General features: G+C 65.8%; 16 protein-coding genes. 7 read left to right on the top strand and 9 right to left on the bottom strand.

Features of this window, described 5'->3' with window-relative positions:
- Positions 1-57: 57 nt before the first annotated feature.
- Positions 58-1,350 (bottom strand): ABC transporter substrate-binding protein, encoded by a 1,293-nt coding sequence (locus ACMZ6R_RS13550; protein WP_416112308.1) that lies wholly within the window; start codon positions 1,348-1,350, stop codon positions 58-60.
- 222 nt (positions 1,351-1,572) lie between these two features.
- On the opposite strand from ACMZ6R_RS13550, the gene ACMZ6R_RS13545 reads away from it, so the two are divergent.
- The 3 genes from ACMZ6R_RS13545 to ACMZ6R_RS13535 are packed head-to-tail and all read left to right on the top strand — an operon-like array spanning position 1,573 to position 6,168.
- On the top strand, positions 1,573-4,071 hold the full coding sequence (locus ACMZ6R_RS13545) for an ATP-binding protein (RefSeq protein WP_416112306.1): 2,499 nt from the start codon (positions 1,573-1,575) through the stop codon (positions 4,069-4,071).
- Positions 4,072-4,127: 56 nt separating this feature from the next.
- Positions 4,128-4,805: a winged helix-turn-helix domain-containing protein gene (locus ACMZ6R_RS13540; RefSeq protein ID WP_416112304.1), complete on the top strand. Its 678-nt coding sequence runs from the start codon at positions 4,128-4,130 to the stop codon at positions 4,803-4,805.
- Positions 4,792-6,168: a sensor histidine kinase gene (locus tag ACMZ6R_RS13535; RefSeq protein WP_416112302.1), complete on the top strand. Its 1,377-nt coding sequence runs from the start codon at positions 4,792-4,794 to the stop codon at positions 6,166-6,168. Before ACMZ6R_RS13540 ends, ACMZ6R_RS13535 begins: the two co-directional genes overlap by 14 nt.
- Before the next feature lie 823 nt (positions 6,169-6,991).
- On the opposite strand, the gene uppS is transcribed toward ACMZ6R_RS13535, so the two are convergent.
- From uppS to ACMZ6R_RS13495, 8 genes are all read right to left on the bottom strand, one after another.
- Positions 6,992-7,708, bottom strand: a complete 717-nt coding sequence (uppS, locus tag ACMZ6R_RS13530; RefSeq protein ID WP_416112300.1) for a polyprenyl diphosphate synthase — start codon at positions 7,706-7,708, stop codon at positions 6,992-6,994.
- Positions 7,708-8,262, bottom strand: coding sequence for a ribosome recycling factor (gene frr, locus ACMZ6R_RS13525; protein ID WP_416112298.1), 555 nt, complete (start codon positions 8,260-8,262; stop codon positions 7,708-7,710). The genes uppS and frr overlap by 1 nt, the downstream gene beginning before the upstream one ends.
- Position 8,263: 1 nt before the next feature.
- On the bottom strand, positions 8,264-8,986 hold the full coding sequence (gene pyrH, locus ACMZ6R_RS13520; RefSeq protein ID WP_416112296.1) for a UMP kinase: 723 nt from the start codon (positions 8,984-8,986) through the stop codon (positions 8,264-8,266).
- A 119-nt stretch (positions 8,987-9,105) separates the two neighbouring features.
- The gene (gene tsf, locus ACMZ6R_RS13515) at positions 9,106-9,711 is read right to left on the bottom strand and encodes a translation elongation factor Ts (RefSeq protein ID WP_416112294.1); all 606 of its coding nucleotides are present in this window, start codon (positions 9,709-9,711) and stop codon (positions 9,106-9,108) included.
- A 12-nt stretch (positions 9,712-9,723) separates the two neighbouring features.
- Positions 9,724-10,545, bottom strand: a complete 822-nt coding sequence (rpsB, locus tag ACMZ6R_RS13510) for a 30S ribosomal protein S2 (protein ID WP_416112292.1) — start codon at positions 10,543-10,545, stop codon at positions 9,724-9,726.
- A gap of 163 nt (positions 10,546-10,708) precedes the next feature.
- Positions 10,709-11,482, bottom strand: a complete 774-nt coding sequence (locus tag ACMZ6R_RS13505; protein ID WP_416112290.1) for a fumarylacetoacetate hydrolase family protein — start codon at positions 11,480-11,482, stop codon at positions 10,709-10,711.
- Positions 11,483-11,497: 15 nt separating this feature from the next.
- Positions 11,498-13,153, bottom strand: coding sequence for a ribonuclease J (locus ACMZ6R_RS13500; RefSeq protein ID WP_416112288.1), 1,656 nt, complete (start codon positions 13,151-13,153; stop codon positions 11,498-11,500).
- A complete protein-coding gene (locus tag ACMZ6R_RS13495; protein WP_416112286.1) occupies positions 13,150-13,866 on the bottom strand; it encodes a lysophospholipid acyltransferase family protein in 717 nt (238 codons plus the stop codon). Before ACMZ6R_RS13495 ends, ACMZ6R_RS13500 begins: the two co-directional genes overlap by 4 nt.
- 185 nt (positions 13,867-14,051) lie before the next feature.
- Between ACMZ6R_RS13495 and ACMZ6R_RS13490 the strand changes: the two genes are divergently transcribed.
- From ACMZ6R_RS13490 to ACMZ6R_RS13475, 4 genes are all read left to right on the top strand, one after another.
- Positions 14,052-14,447 carry a response regulator gene (locus tag ACMZ6R_RS13490; RefSeq protein WP_416112284.1) on the top strand — a complete coding sequence of 132 codons (396 nt, stop codon included), beginning with the start codon at positions 14,052-14,054 and terminating at the stop codon, positions 14,445-14,447.
- Positions 14,448-14,587: 140 nt separating this feature from the next.
- Positions 14,588-14,896 (top strand): isoamylase early set domain-containing protein, encoded by a 309-nt coding sequence (locus ACMZ6R_RS13485; protein ID WP_416112282.1) that lies wholly within the window; start codon positions 14,588-14,590, stop codon positions 14,894-14,896.
- Positions 14,897-15,107: 211 nt separating this feature from the next.
- A complete protein-coding gene (locus ACMZ6R_RS13480) occupies positions 15,108-16,775 on the top strand; it encodes a glycosyltransferase family protein (protein WP_416112280.1) in 1,668 nt (555 codons plus the stop codon).
- Between the two features lie 105 nt (positions 16,776-16,880).
- Entirely contained in the window at positions 16,881-17,174 is a 294-nt protein-coding gene (locus ACMZ6R_RS13475) for a hypothetical protein (protein WP_416112278.1), read from the top strand.
- Positions 17,175-17,413 lie beyond the last annotated feature (239 nt).

Here is a 17,413-nt window from a genome sequence, read left to right as displayed (position 1 = left end):
CCGCCGGGGATATCACCACGACGGGCCGGGAAAACCGAGCCGATGGACCGGGCCTGCCTACTTCTTCTTGCCGGAACTCAGGAAAAGCTCCTTGGCCGTGCCCGGCTCGAACTGGTAGCGGGCGGCCTTTTCCCAGAAATACTTGTCCTTGTCGTGCCCCAGCACCCAGAAGTCGAAATCCCAGTCCTCGCGGCGGTCGCCGTGTTCGTTTAAGGCCAGCCAGCCCGTCACGCCGTACATGCGCTCGCACACCCGGGGCAGCATCTGCTTAAACCGCGCGGCATCGCCGGTCCCGCCCACGGCCTGGGCCGTGAAAAAGACCGCCCAGGCCCCGTCGTAGGCGGCCAGGCTCTGGGTGTCGGGGAAAAGATCGGCCTTGTCCTGGATGCGCTTTTCCGTCAGCGCATACACGTTGGCTCCGCCCTCACCATAACGCGGGCTGGCCAGGCGGACCTTCATGGCGAAGGCCGCGCTCTCCGGGTCCTTGGCGATGGGGTCGAACATGGCCGTGGCGTCGCAGCCGTACCAGGGCACGGCCGCCAGTTCCGGATATTTGGAGGCGCCCTTCAGGATGGTCACGACCTCCGCGCCGCCGGCGAAATAGATCGCCACCTTGCCGTTTTTGCGCTCGCGCGAAAGCTGGCCCACCTGCTTGGCCAGATCGCCGAGGATCTCGGCGAAATCCTTGCGGTCCGGGGCGAACCGGGCCCCGGGCAAAGCCTCTCCGCCAAGCTGGCGAAAGCGCGCCTTGACATGGACGACCATGTCATCGCCGTAGCGGTCCCCCTGCCACAGCGGCACCACCGTGCCCACGCCTTCCTGGCGCATGAGGCTCGTGACCGCCTCGGCCTGATAGGTGTCCGACGGCGACAGGCGAAAGAGGTTGTCGCCCTTTTTGGACAAAAACGGCCCGGAACTCCCCTGGCTGATGAGCACCATGTTGTTTTTGTTGGCGTATTCCAGGCAGGCCTCGGCCTCGTCGTCGGAGAAGGGACCGATGACGACCCGGATGCCCTGGCCGGCCAGGGCCCTTAGCTGCTCCACGGCCGTGGCCGGCTTGCCCCCGGTGTCCTCCAGAACGAACCGGGCCTGGCCGCCCGCGCCGCTGGTCGCCAGATAGCTGTTGATGTCGGTCTGGGCCAGCTCCAGGGCGGCCTTGGACGTCTTGCCGCGCTCGGCCAGGGGCCCGGTCAACGGCAAAAGCGCCCCGAAGGTATACCCGCCGCCCTTCTGGGCCGCCGCCACGCCGACAAGGGCCAGCAGCGCGGCCACAGCCAGACACGCCACCGCCAGACGCCGCAGGCCGGACACGCCGACGCGCCGTTTTCTCCCAACCCCATGCCCGTTCATATCCTCTCCTTGCCGCGACAGCGCCATGGCCGCCGCGCCGTATGTCCGCGGCCCGCGTCGAAACGCATGCCGCACGTATTGGCCCATACCCTCAACCGGGACAAAAGAAAACAGATCGCCGGCCGCCAGGCGCGCCCTTTCCAAACCAAGCCCGTTGGCATAGAGTGCTCAAGCGGCTCTGTCCGCCACCCGTTTTTCCCCCATTCCCTACAAGGATTGGCCATGAACGACCCCCTCGCCTCGGAAGACGTGACGCCGAGCCCGGGCCGCAACGCCACGTCCCCTGCAGCCGGATCTCGTCCGGCCATGGACCCCGCGTCCCTGTCGCCGGAAACCGTCGCCCGATTGCGCGAGGCGCTTAGCGCCAGCCAGGAAGCGCTTTCGCGCCAGGACGAGCAGTTGCGGGAGGCCCGGGCCGCCCTGGCCGAGAGTCGCGACCGCTACGACAACTTCTACGAATGCGCCCCGGTCGGCTTTCTCAGCCTGGACGCGGCCGGCGGCATCGTCGCGGCCAACCGCCAGGCCGCGGCCATGCTCGGCCAGACGCCTGAGACCCTGCGCGGCCGCCCCTTTTCCAGGTTCGTGGTCCGGGTCGACCAACCGCTTCTGCGCGCCCTGCTCGACCGGACCAGACAGACCGGGGAACGGCAGGTCGTGGAAATCCGGCTGTCGCGTCCGGAGAGAACCGGCCTTTACGTGGAAGCCGCCATCACGGCCCACGGCCGGTCGTCCGCCCCGGACGGGGGGCAAGGACTCCATCTCGCCCTTTCCGACCGTACCCCCCGGCGCGAATCCGAAGAAGCCCTGCGACTGGCCGACCTCATCCTCGAAACCAGTCCCGCCTTCCTCCTGCGCTACCCCGTGGCCGACGGCGAACCCGGCCCCCTGGAATACGTCTCCGCCAACATCGTCCGCCTCGGCTTTTCCCGGGAGAACCTGCTCAGCGGCACCGTGCCCCCCCGCGAACTCGTCCACCCGGGCGACCTGCCCCGGGTCGAGGCGGCCCTGCGGGAAAACGCCGCCGCCGGCAACGACGCCTGCATCCTGGACTACCGCCTGCGGACCCGGGACGGCCAGACCCGCTACGTCACCGACCACATCCGGCTGTTGCGCGACGCCGGCGGCCGGGTCAACGCCGCCCAGAGCCTGGTCCTGGACATCACCGACAGCACCCTGGCCAGGCAAGATCTGGAAACCGTCCTCGACAGCGCCCCCATCCCCATCGTCAAGGTGCGCATCGCGGCAGGCGGCGACCGGATTCTCGAATACCAGAACCCCGCCGCCGCCCGCCTGTTCGGGGAGGAAGCGCGGGGGAAATCCTGCAAGGGCTTTTTGTGCAACAAGGAGACCTGCCCGGCCCTAAGCGCCGATTCGGGCGTGGTGCGCGACCGGGAATGCGCCATCGCCACCCTGCGCGGCGAGCGCATCATGTACAAGACCGCCCACAAGCTCCCTGACGACTCCTGCATCATCGAGGCCATGGTGGACGTCACCGAGCTTATGCGCACGCGTCAGAACCTGACCCGGGCCATGGAGGCGGCGGAAGCCGCCAACAAGGCCAAATCGGAATTCCTGGCCACCATGAGCCACGAAATCCGCACGCCCATAAACGGCATCATGGGCATGACCGAGCTGGCCCTCCAGACCGACCTGACCGGGGAACAGCGGGAATACCTCGACCTGGCCCGCCAGTCGGCCCTGTCGCTGCTCGACATCGTCAACGACATCCTGGACTTCTCGCGCATCGAGGCCGGCCGGATGGAGCTTGCCGCGGCACCCTTTTCCCCGCGTCGGATACTCGGCCGCTGCCTGCGGCTGTTCGACAGCCTGGCCGCGCGCCACGGCAACACCCTAAGCCTCTCCGTGCACCCGGACGTGCCCGAAACCGTCATCGGCGACGCCGGACGGCTGGGGCAAGTCGTGACCAACCTGGTTTCCAACGGGCTCAAATTCACCAAAAACGGCGACGTGCGCCTGTGCGTTGAGCCCGGCGAGACGACCGACGCCCACCCGGTCGATGGCCATATCCCCCTGCTTTTCTCCGTTTCCGACACCGGCATCGGCATCCCCGCCGCCAAGCAGGAACGCATCTTCGAACCGTTCACCCAGCTCGACGGGAGCCTCACGCGGGACGTCGGCGGCACGGGGCTGGGACTTTCCATCTGCAACAGCCTGGTCGCGCTCATGGGCGGACGTCTTTGGCTCACCTCCCGGCCGGGAAAAGGCAGCACGTTTTATTTCACCGCCGTGTGCGGCAAAAAGGAGGGGGCGTCCCGTCCCAGACCCGTAGCGCCAACCGCCCGTCCGCCCTTGCCGCCCCTGTCCATCCTGCTGGTCGAAGACAACTGCATCAACCAGCTCGTGGCCAAACGGCTGCTGGAGCGGCGTGGCCATGGCGTCACGGCCGTGGATTCGGGGCGGGCCGCCCTGGTCCTGCTCCTGGAGTCGTCCTTCGACTGCGTGCTCATGGATGTGGAGATGCCGGGATTAAACGGCCTGGAGACGCTGTCCAGGCTGCGCGACCCGGCCCTTTACGGGGAGCGGGCCGACACGCCCGTGGTGGCGCTCACCGCCCACGCCGTCAAAGGCTACCGGGAGCAAATGCTCAAAGCGGGCTTCGACGACTACGTGTCCAAGCCCATCGACATGCGCCAGCTTGAGGCGGCCCTGCGGCGGGCCCTGGCCAGGTCCCGCCGCCCGGGCGACGGCCCGGCCGCTTAACAAGGCGGACCAAACAGGGTAGGCTTTCCTAATTCGGCCAAAACCGGAGGTGCGCCATGCGCGTGCTCATCGTGGAAGACGATCTGGAAGCCGCCGCGTACATGATCAAGGGGCTCAAGGAATCGGGTTACATCGCCGACCACGTGGCCGACGGCCGCGAGGCGCTGTACCGCGTGGCGGGGGATACCTACGACGCCCTGGTGGTGGATCGGATGCTGCCCGGCGTCGACGGGCTCACCATCGTGCGCACCATGCGCACGGCCGGCAACCATACCCCCGTGCTGATCCTGTCGGCGCTTGGCGACGTGGACGACCGGGTCAAGGGCCTGAAAGCCGGCGGCGACGACTACCTGGTCAAGCCCTACGCCTTTGCCGAACTGCTCGCCCGGCTGGAGGCCCTGCTGCGCCGAGGCCGGTCCGAAGCCCCGGACACCACGCTCAAAATCGCGGACCTGGAGATGGATCTGGTAGCCCGCACGGTCAGGCGCGCCGGCAAGCCCATCGAACTCAAGCCCAAGGAATTCGCCCTGCTCGAATACCTCATGCGCCACGCCGGACACGTGGTCACCCGCACCATGCTGCTCGAAAACGTCTGGGACTACTCCTTCGACCCCCAGACCAACGTCATCGACGTCCACATCAGCCGCCTGCGCCAGAAGATCGACAAGGGCCACGACAAGCCCCTGCTCTCCACCATCCGCGGCGCCGGATACAGCCTGCGTGATCCCAACTAAACTTCTGCGTTCCTCGACGCTGCGCCTGTCCATCATCCATATGGCCGCCTTCGGCCTGTCGGTGCTGGTGCTTCTGGGGTTCATCTACACCTCCACCGCCGGCTTCATGGAGCGGCAGACCGACGAGACGATAAACGCCGAAATCCAGGGTCTGGCCGAACAATACAGCCAGCTCGGCCTCACCGGGCTTATCCGCGTCATCAAGTCCCGCGTGGCCAAGGACAAGGCCGGGTCGAGCGTCTACCTGCTCACCGACTGGAAGTTCAACCCCCTGGCCGGCAATCTGGCCGACTGGCCCAAGTTCAAGGACACCGGTTCGGGCTGGTTCGACGCCACGCTGGAGGACACCGAAAACTTCGAGCCGCGCCGGGTGCGCATGCGCTACTTCCTTTTGCCCGGCAACTTCCACCTCATCGTCGGCCGCGACGTGTCGGAACGTATCAAGGTGGAACGGCTCATCATGGACGCGCTCATCTGGGGCCTCGGCATCACCGTGGTGCTCGGCGGGCTGGGCGGCCTTTTAACCAGCCGCTGGACCCTCAAGCGCATCGACGTCATCAACAAGGCCAGCCGGGAAATCATGCGCGGCGAGCTGAACCGGCGCATCCCCACCCGTGGGGCCGGCGACGAGTTCGACCGCCTGGCCGAAAACTTAAACGCCATGCTCGACCAGATCTCCAAGCTCATGGACGGCGTCAAGCAGGTGTCCAACAACATCGCCCACGACCTGCGCGGACCCTTGAACCGCATCCGCTCGGGCCTGGAGATGTCCCTGACCCGGCCGGTCGACGACCCCGAGCACTATCGCGCCGTGCTGCGCCAGACCATCAGCGAAATCGACAACCTGCTGATGACCTTCAACGCCCTTTTGACCATCGCCCAGGCCGAATCCGGCACCCGCCGCCAGGACTTCACCACCGTGGACCTGACCAGCCTCGCCGCCGACGTGGCCGAACTCTACGAGCCCCTGGCCGAGGAAAAAGGCCTGGCCTTCTCCGTGGCCCTCGCCCCGGACGTGACCATCCCCGGCAACCGCCACCTGCTCTCCCAGACCCTGGCCAACCTGCTCGACAACGCCGTCAAGTACACCCCCGACGGCGGGGGCATCACCGTGACCCTCACCGCCACCCCAAACGGTCCGGAACTGGCCGTGGCCGACACCGGCCCCGGCATTCCGGCCGAATACCGGGACCTCGTCCTCGAACGCTTCGCCCGGCTGGAATCCAGCCGCAACACCCCGGGCAGCGGCCTGGGCCTGTCCCTGGTGGCCGCCGCCGCCGGCCTGCATCAGGCCGCGCTCCGCCTGGAAGACAACCACCCGGGCCTGCGGGTCACCCTGGCCTTTCCCCGTCCCCGGGCCTGACTCCGGCCGAAGATGAATTTTAGTTCATAAAGCGGCCATTGATCCTCCATGCTGGCAGCCTATCCAGGCAGCATCGGATACGGCGTTGCGGCCAGGCCCAGACAAACGTGCCCGAACCATACCCTCTTTGTTCCATCCGCCGTCCGTACGGCCCCTCCCGTCCGGATGGCCCAAGGTCGCCCTCCCCCTCCTTGAACGAAGCCCCCGCCCCCACACGGCGGGGGCTTTCGTTTGTCCGGCCCACCCGTTTCCTAAACAACGTTCATGTTCCGGTCATGCCGGGTCCACCCTTCCGCCCTATCTTCCATCCCGACGGCAACGCGGCTACCCCCCTCCGGCCGCGCCGTCACCGCCCTTTGCCAACAAACCAGGGCCCGGTCCCCGCTCCCTTCACCCCACCCGGGACCGCAAGCCGAAACCTCCTCTCCTCGAACGCGAAGCCCCCGCTCCCCCGGCGGGGGCTTCCTCTTTCCTAACCAAAGTTCATGCGCCGGCCATGCCCCCTTCATGATCCATGTTTATATGCATCATGACGGCAAACCCGGCTTCCCCTCAAGCCGGCCCGTCAAAGGCTAAGCGGCGCGCACCACGCCGCGACGGCCACAAGACCACTCTCTCTCCTCCCTCCTTGAGCAGGCCCCCGCTTCCCCGGCGGGGGTCTGTGTTTTTTGGGGCTACGTAGCTTGGATTGGCAGGGGAGAGAGGGGAAGAGAGAGAAGAAGCCGAGAAGGGGGGACCGGGGGGCATCAAGCCCCCCGGCGGAGTGCAGAGGCGGAGCCTCTGCCGGGGTCCGGGGCAGCGCCCCGGCAACCCGGCTACGCGGCTACGCGGTGATCTGGTCGCTGGTGAGGCCGAAACGGCGGGTGCGGTGTTGGTAGTCGCTTATGGCGGCGTCGAGATGGTCGGGGGTGAAGTCCGGCCACAGCGTATCGGGAAAGGCGAACTCGCTGTAGGTGGACTGCCACAGCAGGTATCCGGAGAGGCGTTTTTCGCCGCTGGTGCGGATGATGAGGTCCGGGTCGGGCTGGCCGGCGGTGTAGAGCTCGGCCGAGAGGCGCTCTTCGGTGACGTCCTCGGGGGCGACGCCCTGGCGCATGAGGCTGCGGCAGGCGCGCAGGATTTCATCGCGTCCGGAGTAGTTGAGCGCCAGGTTCAGGGTCATTTCGGTGCAGCGGGAAGTCTTGGCGATAACGTGGCCAAGGACTTTGCGCGTGGCCAGGGGCAGCGCGTCCATCTCGCCGAGCACCTTGAAGCGGATGGACTGTTTGACCAGGGTATCGAGTTCGCGGGTGAGAAAGCGCACGAGAAGATCGAACAAAAACTTGATCTCATCGGCCGGCCGCCCCCAGTTTTCCTTGGAAAACGTGTAGAGGGTGAGGTGGCCGATACCCAGTTCGCGGCAGCGCGTGACAATCCCGCGCGCGGCTTCGGTGCCGGCCCGGTGGCCTTCGCTGCGGGGCAGTCCGCGCATGGTGGCCCAGCGTCCGTTGCCATCCATGATGATGGCAACGTGCCGGGGAAGGGACATGGAATCGGGCACTATATCTCCATGATTTCCTTTTCTTTCTTGGCAAGCGCATCATCGGCCTTGGCGATGTAGGCATCGGTGAGCTTCTGGATGTCCTCCTGGCCCTTGCGCTGATCGTCTTCGCTTATGGCCTTGTCGTTTTTCTTTTTCTTGAGGACGTCGTTGGCGTCGCGGCGGATATTGCGAATGGCGACCTTGGCCTCTTCGGAATATTTCTTGGCCACCTTGGCCAATTCCTTGCGGCGGTCCTCGGTCAGGGGCGGGATAACGATACGGATGATCTTGCCGTCGTTGACCGGCGTCAGGCCGAGGTCGGACTTGAGGATGGCCTTTTCCACATCGTTGAAGGCCTTGCGGTCCCAGGGCGCGATCGTGATGGTGCGGCTGTCCGGGGTGGACACCGAGGCCATCTGGTCCAGAGGCGTCGGGGTGTCGTAGTAGTTCACGCGCACACCGTCGAGCAGCGACGTGGAGGCCCGTCCGGTACGGAGACGCGAAAAGTCCTTATCCAGCGAAGCCAACGCCTTTTGCATCCGGTCTTCGGCGTCCTTGAGCACTGCCTGCATGTTATTCCTCTCCTTTGACCACCGTGCCGACGGGCTCACCGACCAGCACCCGCTTGAGGTTGCCCGGCGTGAACATGTTAAAGACCACGATGGGCAGCTTGTTGTCCATGGCCAGGCTTATCGCCGTGCTATCCATGACGCGCAGCCGTTTTTCCAGCACGTCCATGTAGGTCAGGGTATCGAACTTGACGGCGTCGGGATGTTTGACCGGGTCCTTGTCGTAAACGCCGTCGACCTTCGTTCCCTTGAGGATAGCCTCGGTTTTGAGCTCCATGGCCCGAAGCGCCGCGGCGGTGTCCGTGGTGAAGTACGGATTGCCGGTGCCGGCGGCGCAGATGACCACCCGGCCCTTCTCCAAGTGCCGCAGGGCCCGGCGACGAATGTAGGGCTCGCAGACCTCGCGCATGGTGATGGCCGACATGACGCGGGTGGACAGCCCCTGCTTCTCCAGGCCTTCCTGCACGGCCAGGGCGTTTAAGACCGTGGCCAGCATGCCCATGTAGTCCGCCGAGGCCCTGTCCATGCCGGCGGCCTGCTCGGAGACGCCGCGAAAGATGTTGCCGCCGCCGATGACCAGGGAAATCCTGGCTCCGGCCTCGACCCCCCAGGCGATTTCCTGGCAAAAGTTGGTGATGGTCTGTTTGTCGATCCCGAAGGGGCGACCACCGGCCAGCGCCTCGCCGCTTATCTTTAGCAAAACCTGGGAAAACCGCAAATTCGACATGGCGCCCCCTTGCTGGCTGCGAAAAGTGTGGGGGGAGGCCCTGGCGTCCTGACCTCCCCGGGTACGGATTGCAAAAAAAACGGGCCTTACGGCCCGTTGTAACCTTGATGCGTGTCGACCTAGGCGGCGTCCTCGCCCAGGGCCATGCGGCAAAATCGCCCGATCTGGACGTTTTCGCCAAGTACGCCGATCAACTCGTTGAGCAGATCCTTGATGGCGACCTTGTCGTCCTTGATGAAAGGCTGCTCAAGCAGGCAGACTTCCTTGTAGTACTTCTTCAGGCGGCCTTCGACGATCTTCTCGGCGATGGCTTCGGGCTTGCCCTCTTCCATGGCCTGATGCTTGTAGATTTCCTTTTCCTTGGCCAGAAGCTCGGCCGGCACTTCCTCGGGGACGAGGCAGACCGGATTGGCGGCGGCGATCTGCATGGCCACGTTTTTCGCGAACTCCTGGAAGCGCTCGGAGCGGGCCACGAAGTCGGTCTCGCACTTGATCTCGACCATGACGCCGAGCTTGCCGTTGGAGTGGATATAGGAACCGATCATGCCCTCGGAGGTGGCGCGGCCGGCGCGCTTCTGGGCCTTGGCCAGGCCTTTCTCGCGCAGCCAGGCGACGGCTTTGTCCTCGTCGCCGGAGCACTCGCCCAGGGCTTTCTTGCAATCCATCATGCCCGCGCCGGTTTTGTCACGCAGGGCTTTCACGGAGCTGGCGGTAATATCGGCCATGAATCGGTCCTCCTACTCGGCGGTGGTTGCGGATTCGGTTTGCGCCGCGGGAGCGGCGGCAGCGGGCTCGGCGGCAGGGGCGACGGCGGCCTCGACTTCGAGTTCAGGCTTCTCGTCCTTGTCCGGGACAGGCTCGTCGTCCTTATCCTTGTTCTGGGCCGCGCCCTCAAGGCAGGCTTCGGCCACGCTGGAGGCAAAAAGCTTGATGGCGCGGATGGCGTCGTCGTTGCCGGGGATCACGTAGTCGATGACGTCGGGGTCGCAGTTGGAGTCCACCACGGCCACGATGGGGATGCCGAGCTTGCGGCATTCCTGGACGGCGATCTCTTCGCGCTTGGGGTCGATGATAAACGCCACCTGGGGCAGCTTCTCCATGTCCTTGATGCCGCCGAGGTTGGCGTTGAGCTTGCCCACCTCACGGCTCATCATCACGATTTCCTTTTTCGGAAAGCGCTTGATGGTGCCGTCCCCGAACATGCGCTCCAGGTTCTTGAGGCGGTCGATGCTCTTCTTTATGGTCTGAAAGTTGGTGAGCATGCCGCCCATCCAACGGTTGGTGACGAAGAACTGGCCGGCGCGCTCGGCTTCCTTTTTCACGGATTCCTGGGCCTGGCGCTTGGTGCCGACGAAAACGACCTTGCCGCCGCCGGCGACGACGCCGGCCACGAAGTCGTGGGCCTTCTGGTACAGGCGCACGGTCTGCTGCAGGTCGATGATATGGATGCCGTTTCTGGCCCCGAAAATGAACGGGCGCATTTTGGGGTTCCAACGGCGGGTCTGGTGTCCGAAGTGGACGCCGGTCTCCAGAAGCTGCTTCATGGTTACGTAAGGCATGAGGACTCCTTGGGTTTTCCCTCCGCTTCGCCGGGGAGCGACCGGACCGTCCGGCACCCAGGGAAAAGGCGAAGCGTGCGTGTTTGGTGAACGGGAGTTTGTAGTCATCTTCCCGAAAAAAGGCAAGAGCCCGGCTCCCGAAAATTTCCGGACGCCAGCAGGGCTATTGCAGCGGCGCGAGCTCTTCTTCGGACCTGGCCGCGTTGATGAGCACCCCCACCGCGTCGATCTCCACCCGGACCTCGTCGCCCGGGGCAAGCCGCCCGCCGCCGGCCGGGGAGCCGGTCAGGACCACGTCGCCGGGAAGCAGCGTCATGATGGTGGAGATGAAGCTGACCAGCGCATAGGGGGAGAGCACCATGTCATCGGTCGAGGATTCCTGGGTCACGGCGCCGTTGACCGTGGTGCGCAGCCACAGCGCCGTGGGGTCGGCCACGGCGGTCTCGATCCACGGCCCGATGGGGGCGAAGGTGTCGAAGCCCTTGGCCCGCCCCAGCGGTTCATCCGGGGCGAGGAAATCGCCGGCCGTGACGTCGTTGGCGCAGCTGTAGCCGAAAAGATGGCGCGGCACGTCCTCGGGCGCGACGTTGCGGCAGCCCCGGCCAAGGACCAGGGCCAGTTCCCCCCAGGCCTCCACCCGGGCGGTGGCCCGGGGCAGCAGGATGGACTGGCCGTTGCCGATGACGGCCGAGGGGGGCTTTAAAAAAAGCATGGGCGCGTCGGCCGGCCCGCGGCCGATCTCGTGCAGGCGACTGCGGAAATTGCCCTGGGCGCACACCACCTTGGACGGCGCGACCGGCGCCAGCACCGAGACCTCCGCAAGCGGCAGCACCTCGGGCAGGCCAAGCGTGCGGTCAAGGCACTTGACCGCACGCTCCTCCAGCAGCAGCTGGGCGTAAAACGTCGCGTTTCCCCGACGCACCCGCAGGACTTTCATGCCGTCACGTCCCGGTTACAAGGTGATGACCAGCGGCACCACCACCGGATCGCGCTCCAGCACCTTGCGGAAAAACCGCCGCAAGGCCGAGCGGATGCGTTCCTTGAGCAGGTCGGACTGGCCCGGCGGCACGTTTTCGTAGATGTCGAGGACGATGCACTTGGCGTCTTCCAGCACGTGGCTGTAGTGCTGCTCGAAGACGAAGCCCTTGGACAGGATGTTGGGACCGAAGGTCAGCTCGCCGGACTTCTCGTCCACCACCATGACCACGATGACCAGCCCCTCCCCGGCAAGCAGCTGGCGCTCCTTGAGCACGGTGACGCCCACGTCGCCGACCCCTTTGCCGTCAACATAGATGTGCTCCACCGGGATCGGGTCCTCGAGCCGGATCAGCCCGCCGGAAAAGGTCACGGGCTGGCCGTCCTCGATGACCATCGCCCGTTCCGGGGCCACGCCGCAGGAAACGCCGATGCGGGCGTGCTTGACCAGATGGCGGTATTCGCCGTGCACGGGGATGAAAAACTTCGGCGAAACGGCCCGCAACATCAGCCGCAGTTCCTCGGCGTGGGCATGGCCCGAGGCGTGGATGGCCTGGACGGACTCGTAGAGGACCTCGGCCCCGAGCTTGTAGAGACGGTTGATGAGCCGCGTTATGGCCCGCACGTTGCCCGGGATGAACCGCGAGGACAAAAGGACGGTGTCGCCCTTTTGCACCTTGATCTGGCGGTGCTCGCCGTAGGCCAGGCGCGACAGGGCCGAAAGCGGCTCGCCCTGGGAGCCGGTGACGAGCAGCACCACCTGGTTGTCCGGCAGGTTCGGCAGGTCGTCGAGGCTGGCCTCGGTCTCGGGCGGCACGCGCAGGTGCCCGAGCTCCCGGGCGATCTCGATGTTGGAAAAAAGACTCTTGCCCGAGACCGCGACCTTGCGGCCCGTGGCCTGGGCCAGGTCGTAGATTTCCTGCATCCGCTGGATGTGGCTGGAAAAAAGCGTCACCACAATGCGCCCGGAGACATCCTTGAAAATGTCGGCCAGGGCGGATTTGATCTCGCGCTCGGTCAGGGCGAAGCCCTCGCGCTCGGCATTGGTGGAATCGGATAACAGCAGCATGACGCCTTTTTCGGAAAAGGCCTTGATGGCCGGCAGGTCGGTGGCGTGGCCGTCGAGGGGTGTGCGGTCGATCTTGAAGTCGCCGGTGTGGACGATGCGCCCGGCCGGGGTCTCGATGCCGAGGGCAAAGCCGCGCACGATGGAATGGCACACCGGGAAAAAGGTGATCTTGAAATCGCCAAGCGTGATGGTCTGACCGCCCTCCACCGCCTCGAAGTGTGTGAACTCCTTGAGGTTGTGCTCCTCGAGTTTCTTGGCGGCCAGGGCCAGGGTGAACGACGAGCCGTAGAGCGTGGCGTCGCACGAGCGCATAAGCCAGGGCAGCGCCCCGATATGGTCCTCGTGGCCGTGGGTAAGGATGATGCCCTTGAGTTTGTCCTTGTTGGCCAAAATGAAGTCGAAGCGCGGGATGACCACGTCGATGCCGAACAGGGAATCGTCGGGGAACATCAGGCCGCAATCCACGACGATCATGGATTCGCCAGACACCAGGGCCATGCAGTTAAGCCCGATTTCGCCGAGGCCGCCCAGCGGGTAGAGCGTCACGGCGGGATTGGAATTCATTGTCGCATCTCCTGGTAGGCCCCGTTCATGCGGGCCCAAAGGTCGTTTTTAAAAGCTTCACGCTCCTTGAGCGTATAAAGAGCATGGGGATCGAAAGGGGGCAGGGCGCGCACGGTCACTTCCCCCGGGCGCACCAGCCGGGCGTGCTTGGGCAGAATGTTCCCGGAACCGGAAACGATAAGCGGGGCCACCTTGGCCCGGCACTTGAGCGCCACGATCATGCCGCCGGTCTTGAATTCGCCAAGGCGCGAGTAATCCATGGACCGCGTGCCCTCGGGGAAAACGAGCAGCCCCACCCCGCGCGAGACGAGCCCGGTCGCGCAGGCGATGGATTCCATGGCCTTGCGCCGGTTGGCCCGGTCGATGGCCACATGGCCCACCCGGCGCATGGCCGGGCCGAAGACCGGGATGGCGAACAGGCTTTCCTTGGCCAGAAACCGGAAATTATACCCGGAAAGCGTGGCGAAAAGGATCGGGATGTCCATATGGCTCTGGTGATTGGCCATGAAGATATAGGTCTCGCCCGGGTCGAGGGCCGACAGGTCCACCGTGACGCGCACGCCGGAGCACCGGACCAGGCATCTGGCCCACAGGCCTTCCAGCCGGTGGGACAGGCGGCCGTCAGCCCCCACGCGGGCGAACAGCCAGCACAGGGAGCTGAAAACGAGGGTCAGCGGCACAAGGCAGGCCGTGAAAAAAAGCGATCGAATCATGTTTCCATCGTTCCGTGTTGACAAGTGGGCCAGGCGGGCAAGGATGCCGGGCGGCATCCCGATACTAGGGTCGACGGCGGAAAAAATCCAGCCTTCCCGCCGGGGCCGCATGCCTTGCACAGGTAATTCTTTTTTGGCAACAGTTCCCTGCAGTGCGCAGCGTGCGCAACGCAAGGGGACTTTGCATGAAAATTCTCATTGTCGACGACGACCCCATCTCCCGCCTGACCATGTCCACGACGCTCAAATCCTACGGGCAGTGCGACTGCGCCGAACACGGCCAGGACGGACTGGCCCGCTTCGCGGCCGCCCTGGACAGCGGCGAGCCCTTCGACCTCGTGTTCATGGACATCCAGATGCCGGTCATGGACGGCCACACGGCCCTGGCCGCCATACGCGAGGTGGAGCGCGCGCGCAGGGTCGTCCCGGGCAGCGAGGCCAAGGCCATCATGATCACCTGCCACGACGACGTCAAAAACGTCAGCGAGTCCTTTTTCCACGGCGAGGCCTCGGGCTATTTCACCAAGCCCATCGACCTGCGGGCCATGGTGGCGCGGCTCAAGCAGGACGGCCTGCTTTAAGCTGTTCCTTATCCTTCTTTTTCCAAAAAAGATTTTACATCGTCACAAAGAGGCGATACGGCAGGCTTAAGTCCCAAGTTGCGCCGCGCGACGCGATTGCGCCTCGCCGCGGCAAGGCCATTTCCGAGGAGGATGTCCCCATGTCGCTGAAAAAAAAGTTCCTGAAAAGCAAACCCGTCTGCAAGGTAACTTTCGTTTTGGCCAAGGAGCAGGCCAAGGACGCCGGCAATGTCGGCCTCGTCGGCGAATTCAACGATTGGGATATCGACGCCACGCCCATGCGCCGGCAAAAGGACGGTTCCTTTTCCGTCACCCTTGACCTCCCGACCGGCCGGGAATACCAGTTCCGCTATCTGATCGATGGGGAGATCTGGATCAGCGACCCCGAATCGGACAAGCACGCCTTTTCCCCGTTCGGCGACTGCGAGAATTCCGTCATCACGGCCTAGGCCCGCGCCGATGACCGTGTGCCCGACCCGCGTCCTCCGCCCCGCTCCCCTGCCGGGCCGGGCACGCGGGAATCGAACGGAACCTCGCCGACGCGGGACATGCCGCAACGACATGTCGGCGACCGGAAAGGGTTCGCCCGGGGACGTGTGGGACGCGCCGCGTCGATGCGGAACGCCATAAGCGAACCGCCGCCCTTCCCCGGACCGGACCATGGCCGCCCGGATACGAAACATCTGCCTCATCCACTCGCACCTCGGGCCGGCTCTTGCGCGCCTGGGCGTGCGCGTGACGCACCTCGACCCGCCCCAGGGAATGGCCAGCCTGCCGGAACTTCTGGCCGGCCTGCCCGAACCGCCCGACTGCATCATCCACCAGGAGCACCTCGGCACCCGGCTGGTGTTGACCGACCTCGACGCCGCGCCCTGCCCGGTCATTTACTGGGCCCTCGATCCGCACCTCAACTTTTTCTGGCAGCGCCACTACGCCCGGGGCTTTTCCGCCGTGGCCACCACCCAGCCCCACCTGGCCACGGCCTTTGCCGCCGCCGGCGCGGCGGACGCGGCCTGGGTGCCCTGGCACGGCGCGCTCCGTCCGTTTATCCCCCATGCCGGCCGCGACATTCCCCTGGCCTTCGTCGGCCGCATCACCCCCCAGCGCCGGCGCCGCCAGTGGTTCATCGAGCACCTGGCCCGCCACGGGCTCGTCAGGCGCGACGACGTTCACGGCGAGGCCCTGGCCGCGTTCTACGACGCCGCGCGGATCGTGCCCAACGAAGCCATTGCCGGCGAAATCAACCTGCGCCTGTTCGAGGCCGCTTCCAGCGGCTGCCTGCCCGTGGCCGAACGCCGGCCCGAGGCCGTGGCCGCGCTTTTCGTCCCGGACCGGGAAGCCTTTTATTATGATGATGTGCTGGAGCTCGACGACCGCATCCGCTTCGCCCTGGCCCATCCGGGCCTGACCGAAAAGATGGGGCGGGCCGCCCATGCCGCCGTGGCCGCCCGCCACCTGCCCATCCACCGGGCCGCCGCCCTGCTCGAGCTGGCCGCCCGTTGCGGCCCGCCGCCGCGCGGTCCCGAGGCGGCCGCCGCGCAAGCGCTCGCCCTCTACCAACTGCGCCGCTCCGGACAGCTGGTCCTGGCCGGGTCGACGGTCTGGCAACGGCTCGCCGCCGGGCCGGACACGCCGGAGGTCATGGCCGCCCGCATCCAGACGGCGCTCGGAGCCGGGGACCGCGAGGCCGTGCTGGCGCTGATCGGCCTCTGTCTGGCCCGGCCGGAGCTTTCGGGGCATCCCCTGACGGCATCGGCCTGCTGTCTGGCGGCCTGCCGCCTGGACGCGCCGGAAGAAGCCCGGCTCGCCTACGTGGCCCAGGCCGGACACGGACGCCGGGACATCCCCCGCCTGTCCGGCCCGCGCGACTACCTGCTCCACTTCGCCGGAGCGCTGGAGGCGGCCGGCTACGACGCCGCGCCGGGCATGGTGTTCGACCCGGCCCGCCATCTGCCGGAAAACGCCATCCAGTGCCTGGTCGCCGCCAAGGCCCTCGACCCGGACAATCTCGAGGTCGAACGCCGCCTGGACAGGCTGCTGGCGCGCCTGCCCGGCAACGAGCCCCAACGCGTGGCCCTGCTCTCCAACCTGACGCTCCACCGGCCGGACGACTGGGCCCTCGGGCTGCTGCTCGGTCTGGCCGATCTGGCCGCCTTCCGCCTGGAACCCGGCCTGGAGGAAGTCGCCCTGGCCGCGGCCACGGCCGCGAAAGCGGGACAGGAAAAACGTTTCGCCAGGCGTCTGGCCCTGGCCGATCCTTCCGGTCGGCTGCCCGCGGCGCTGCGTTCCGTATCGGAGGCCGCCCCCGGCCCCGAACGGGGAAAATAGGCGCGCCGCTCCCGTCCCCTTGACTGCCGGCCAACGGCTGGCTACAGGCATAGCATAAGCGGTATCGACAGTCGGCCGCGCACAGGCCGGCAAGGAGAGGACGCCATGAGCGCGATCAACTTTTCGAGCGCCGCAGGGGCGGAAGCCTCCTACGGCATCGTGTCCAAGACGCTGGATACCATGAACAACGCCGTTTCCTCATCCGCCACGTCCTTTACGCCGACCGACAAAGAGACCATCGGCGCGGCCGTGGTGGGCAAGACGCTGGATTACATGAACAGCGGCGGGTCGGGCTCCGCGTCCACCAGCAACGACATGAGCCAGACCTACCAGTTCTCCAAGGACGTGCTCGGCGCCTACACCTCGGGCATCGGCTCACTGGCCGACGCCGATGCATAAGCGAAGAGGGAAGAAAAGAAGCGTAAGCGATGCGAGAGGGGAAACCCTTTAAAAAGGGTTCTCCCCTCTCGCGCTCTCCCCTTCCTCAACTTTTTAATGGGTTGCGGGAGCGGCGCCCTCGCAGCGGGAAGCGCCGGGCATCCGGCGTTGCCGCCGCGTCCATTTCCCGATAGGCATCTTCCCAATTCCCGTATATCCTCCAAACCCTTTATGGGGGGTCGGGGGGGCCCTCGGCCCCC

The organism is Solidesulfovibrio sp. C21 (assembly GCF_047785625.1).
Taxonomy (GTDB): Bacteria; Desulfobacterota; Desulfovibrionia; order Desulfovibrionales; family Desulfovibrionaceae; genus Solidesulfovibrio.
This window is presented reverse-complemented; position numbering and strand designations above follow the sequence as displayed.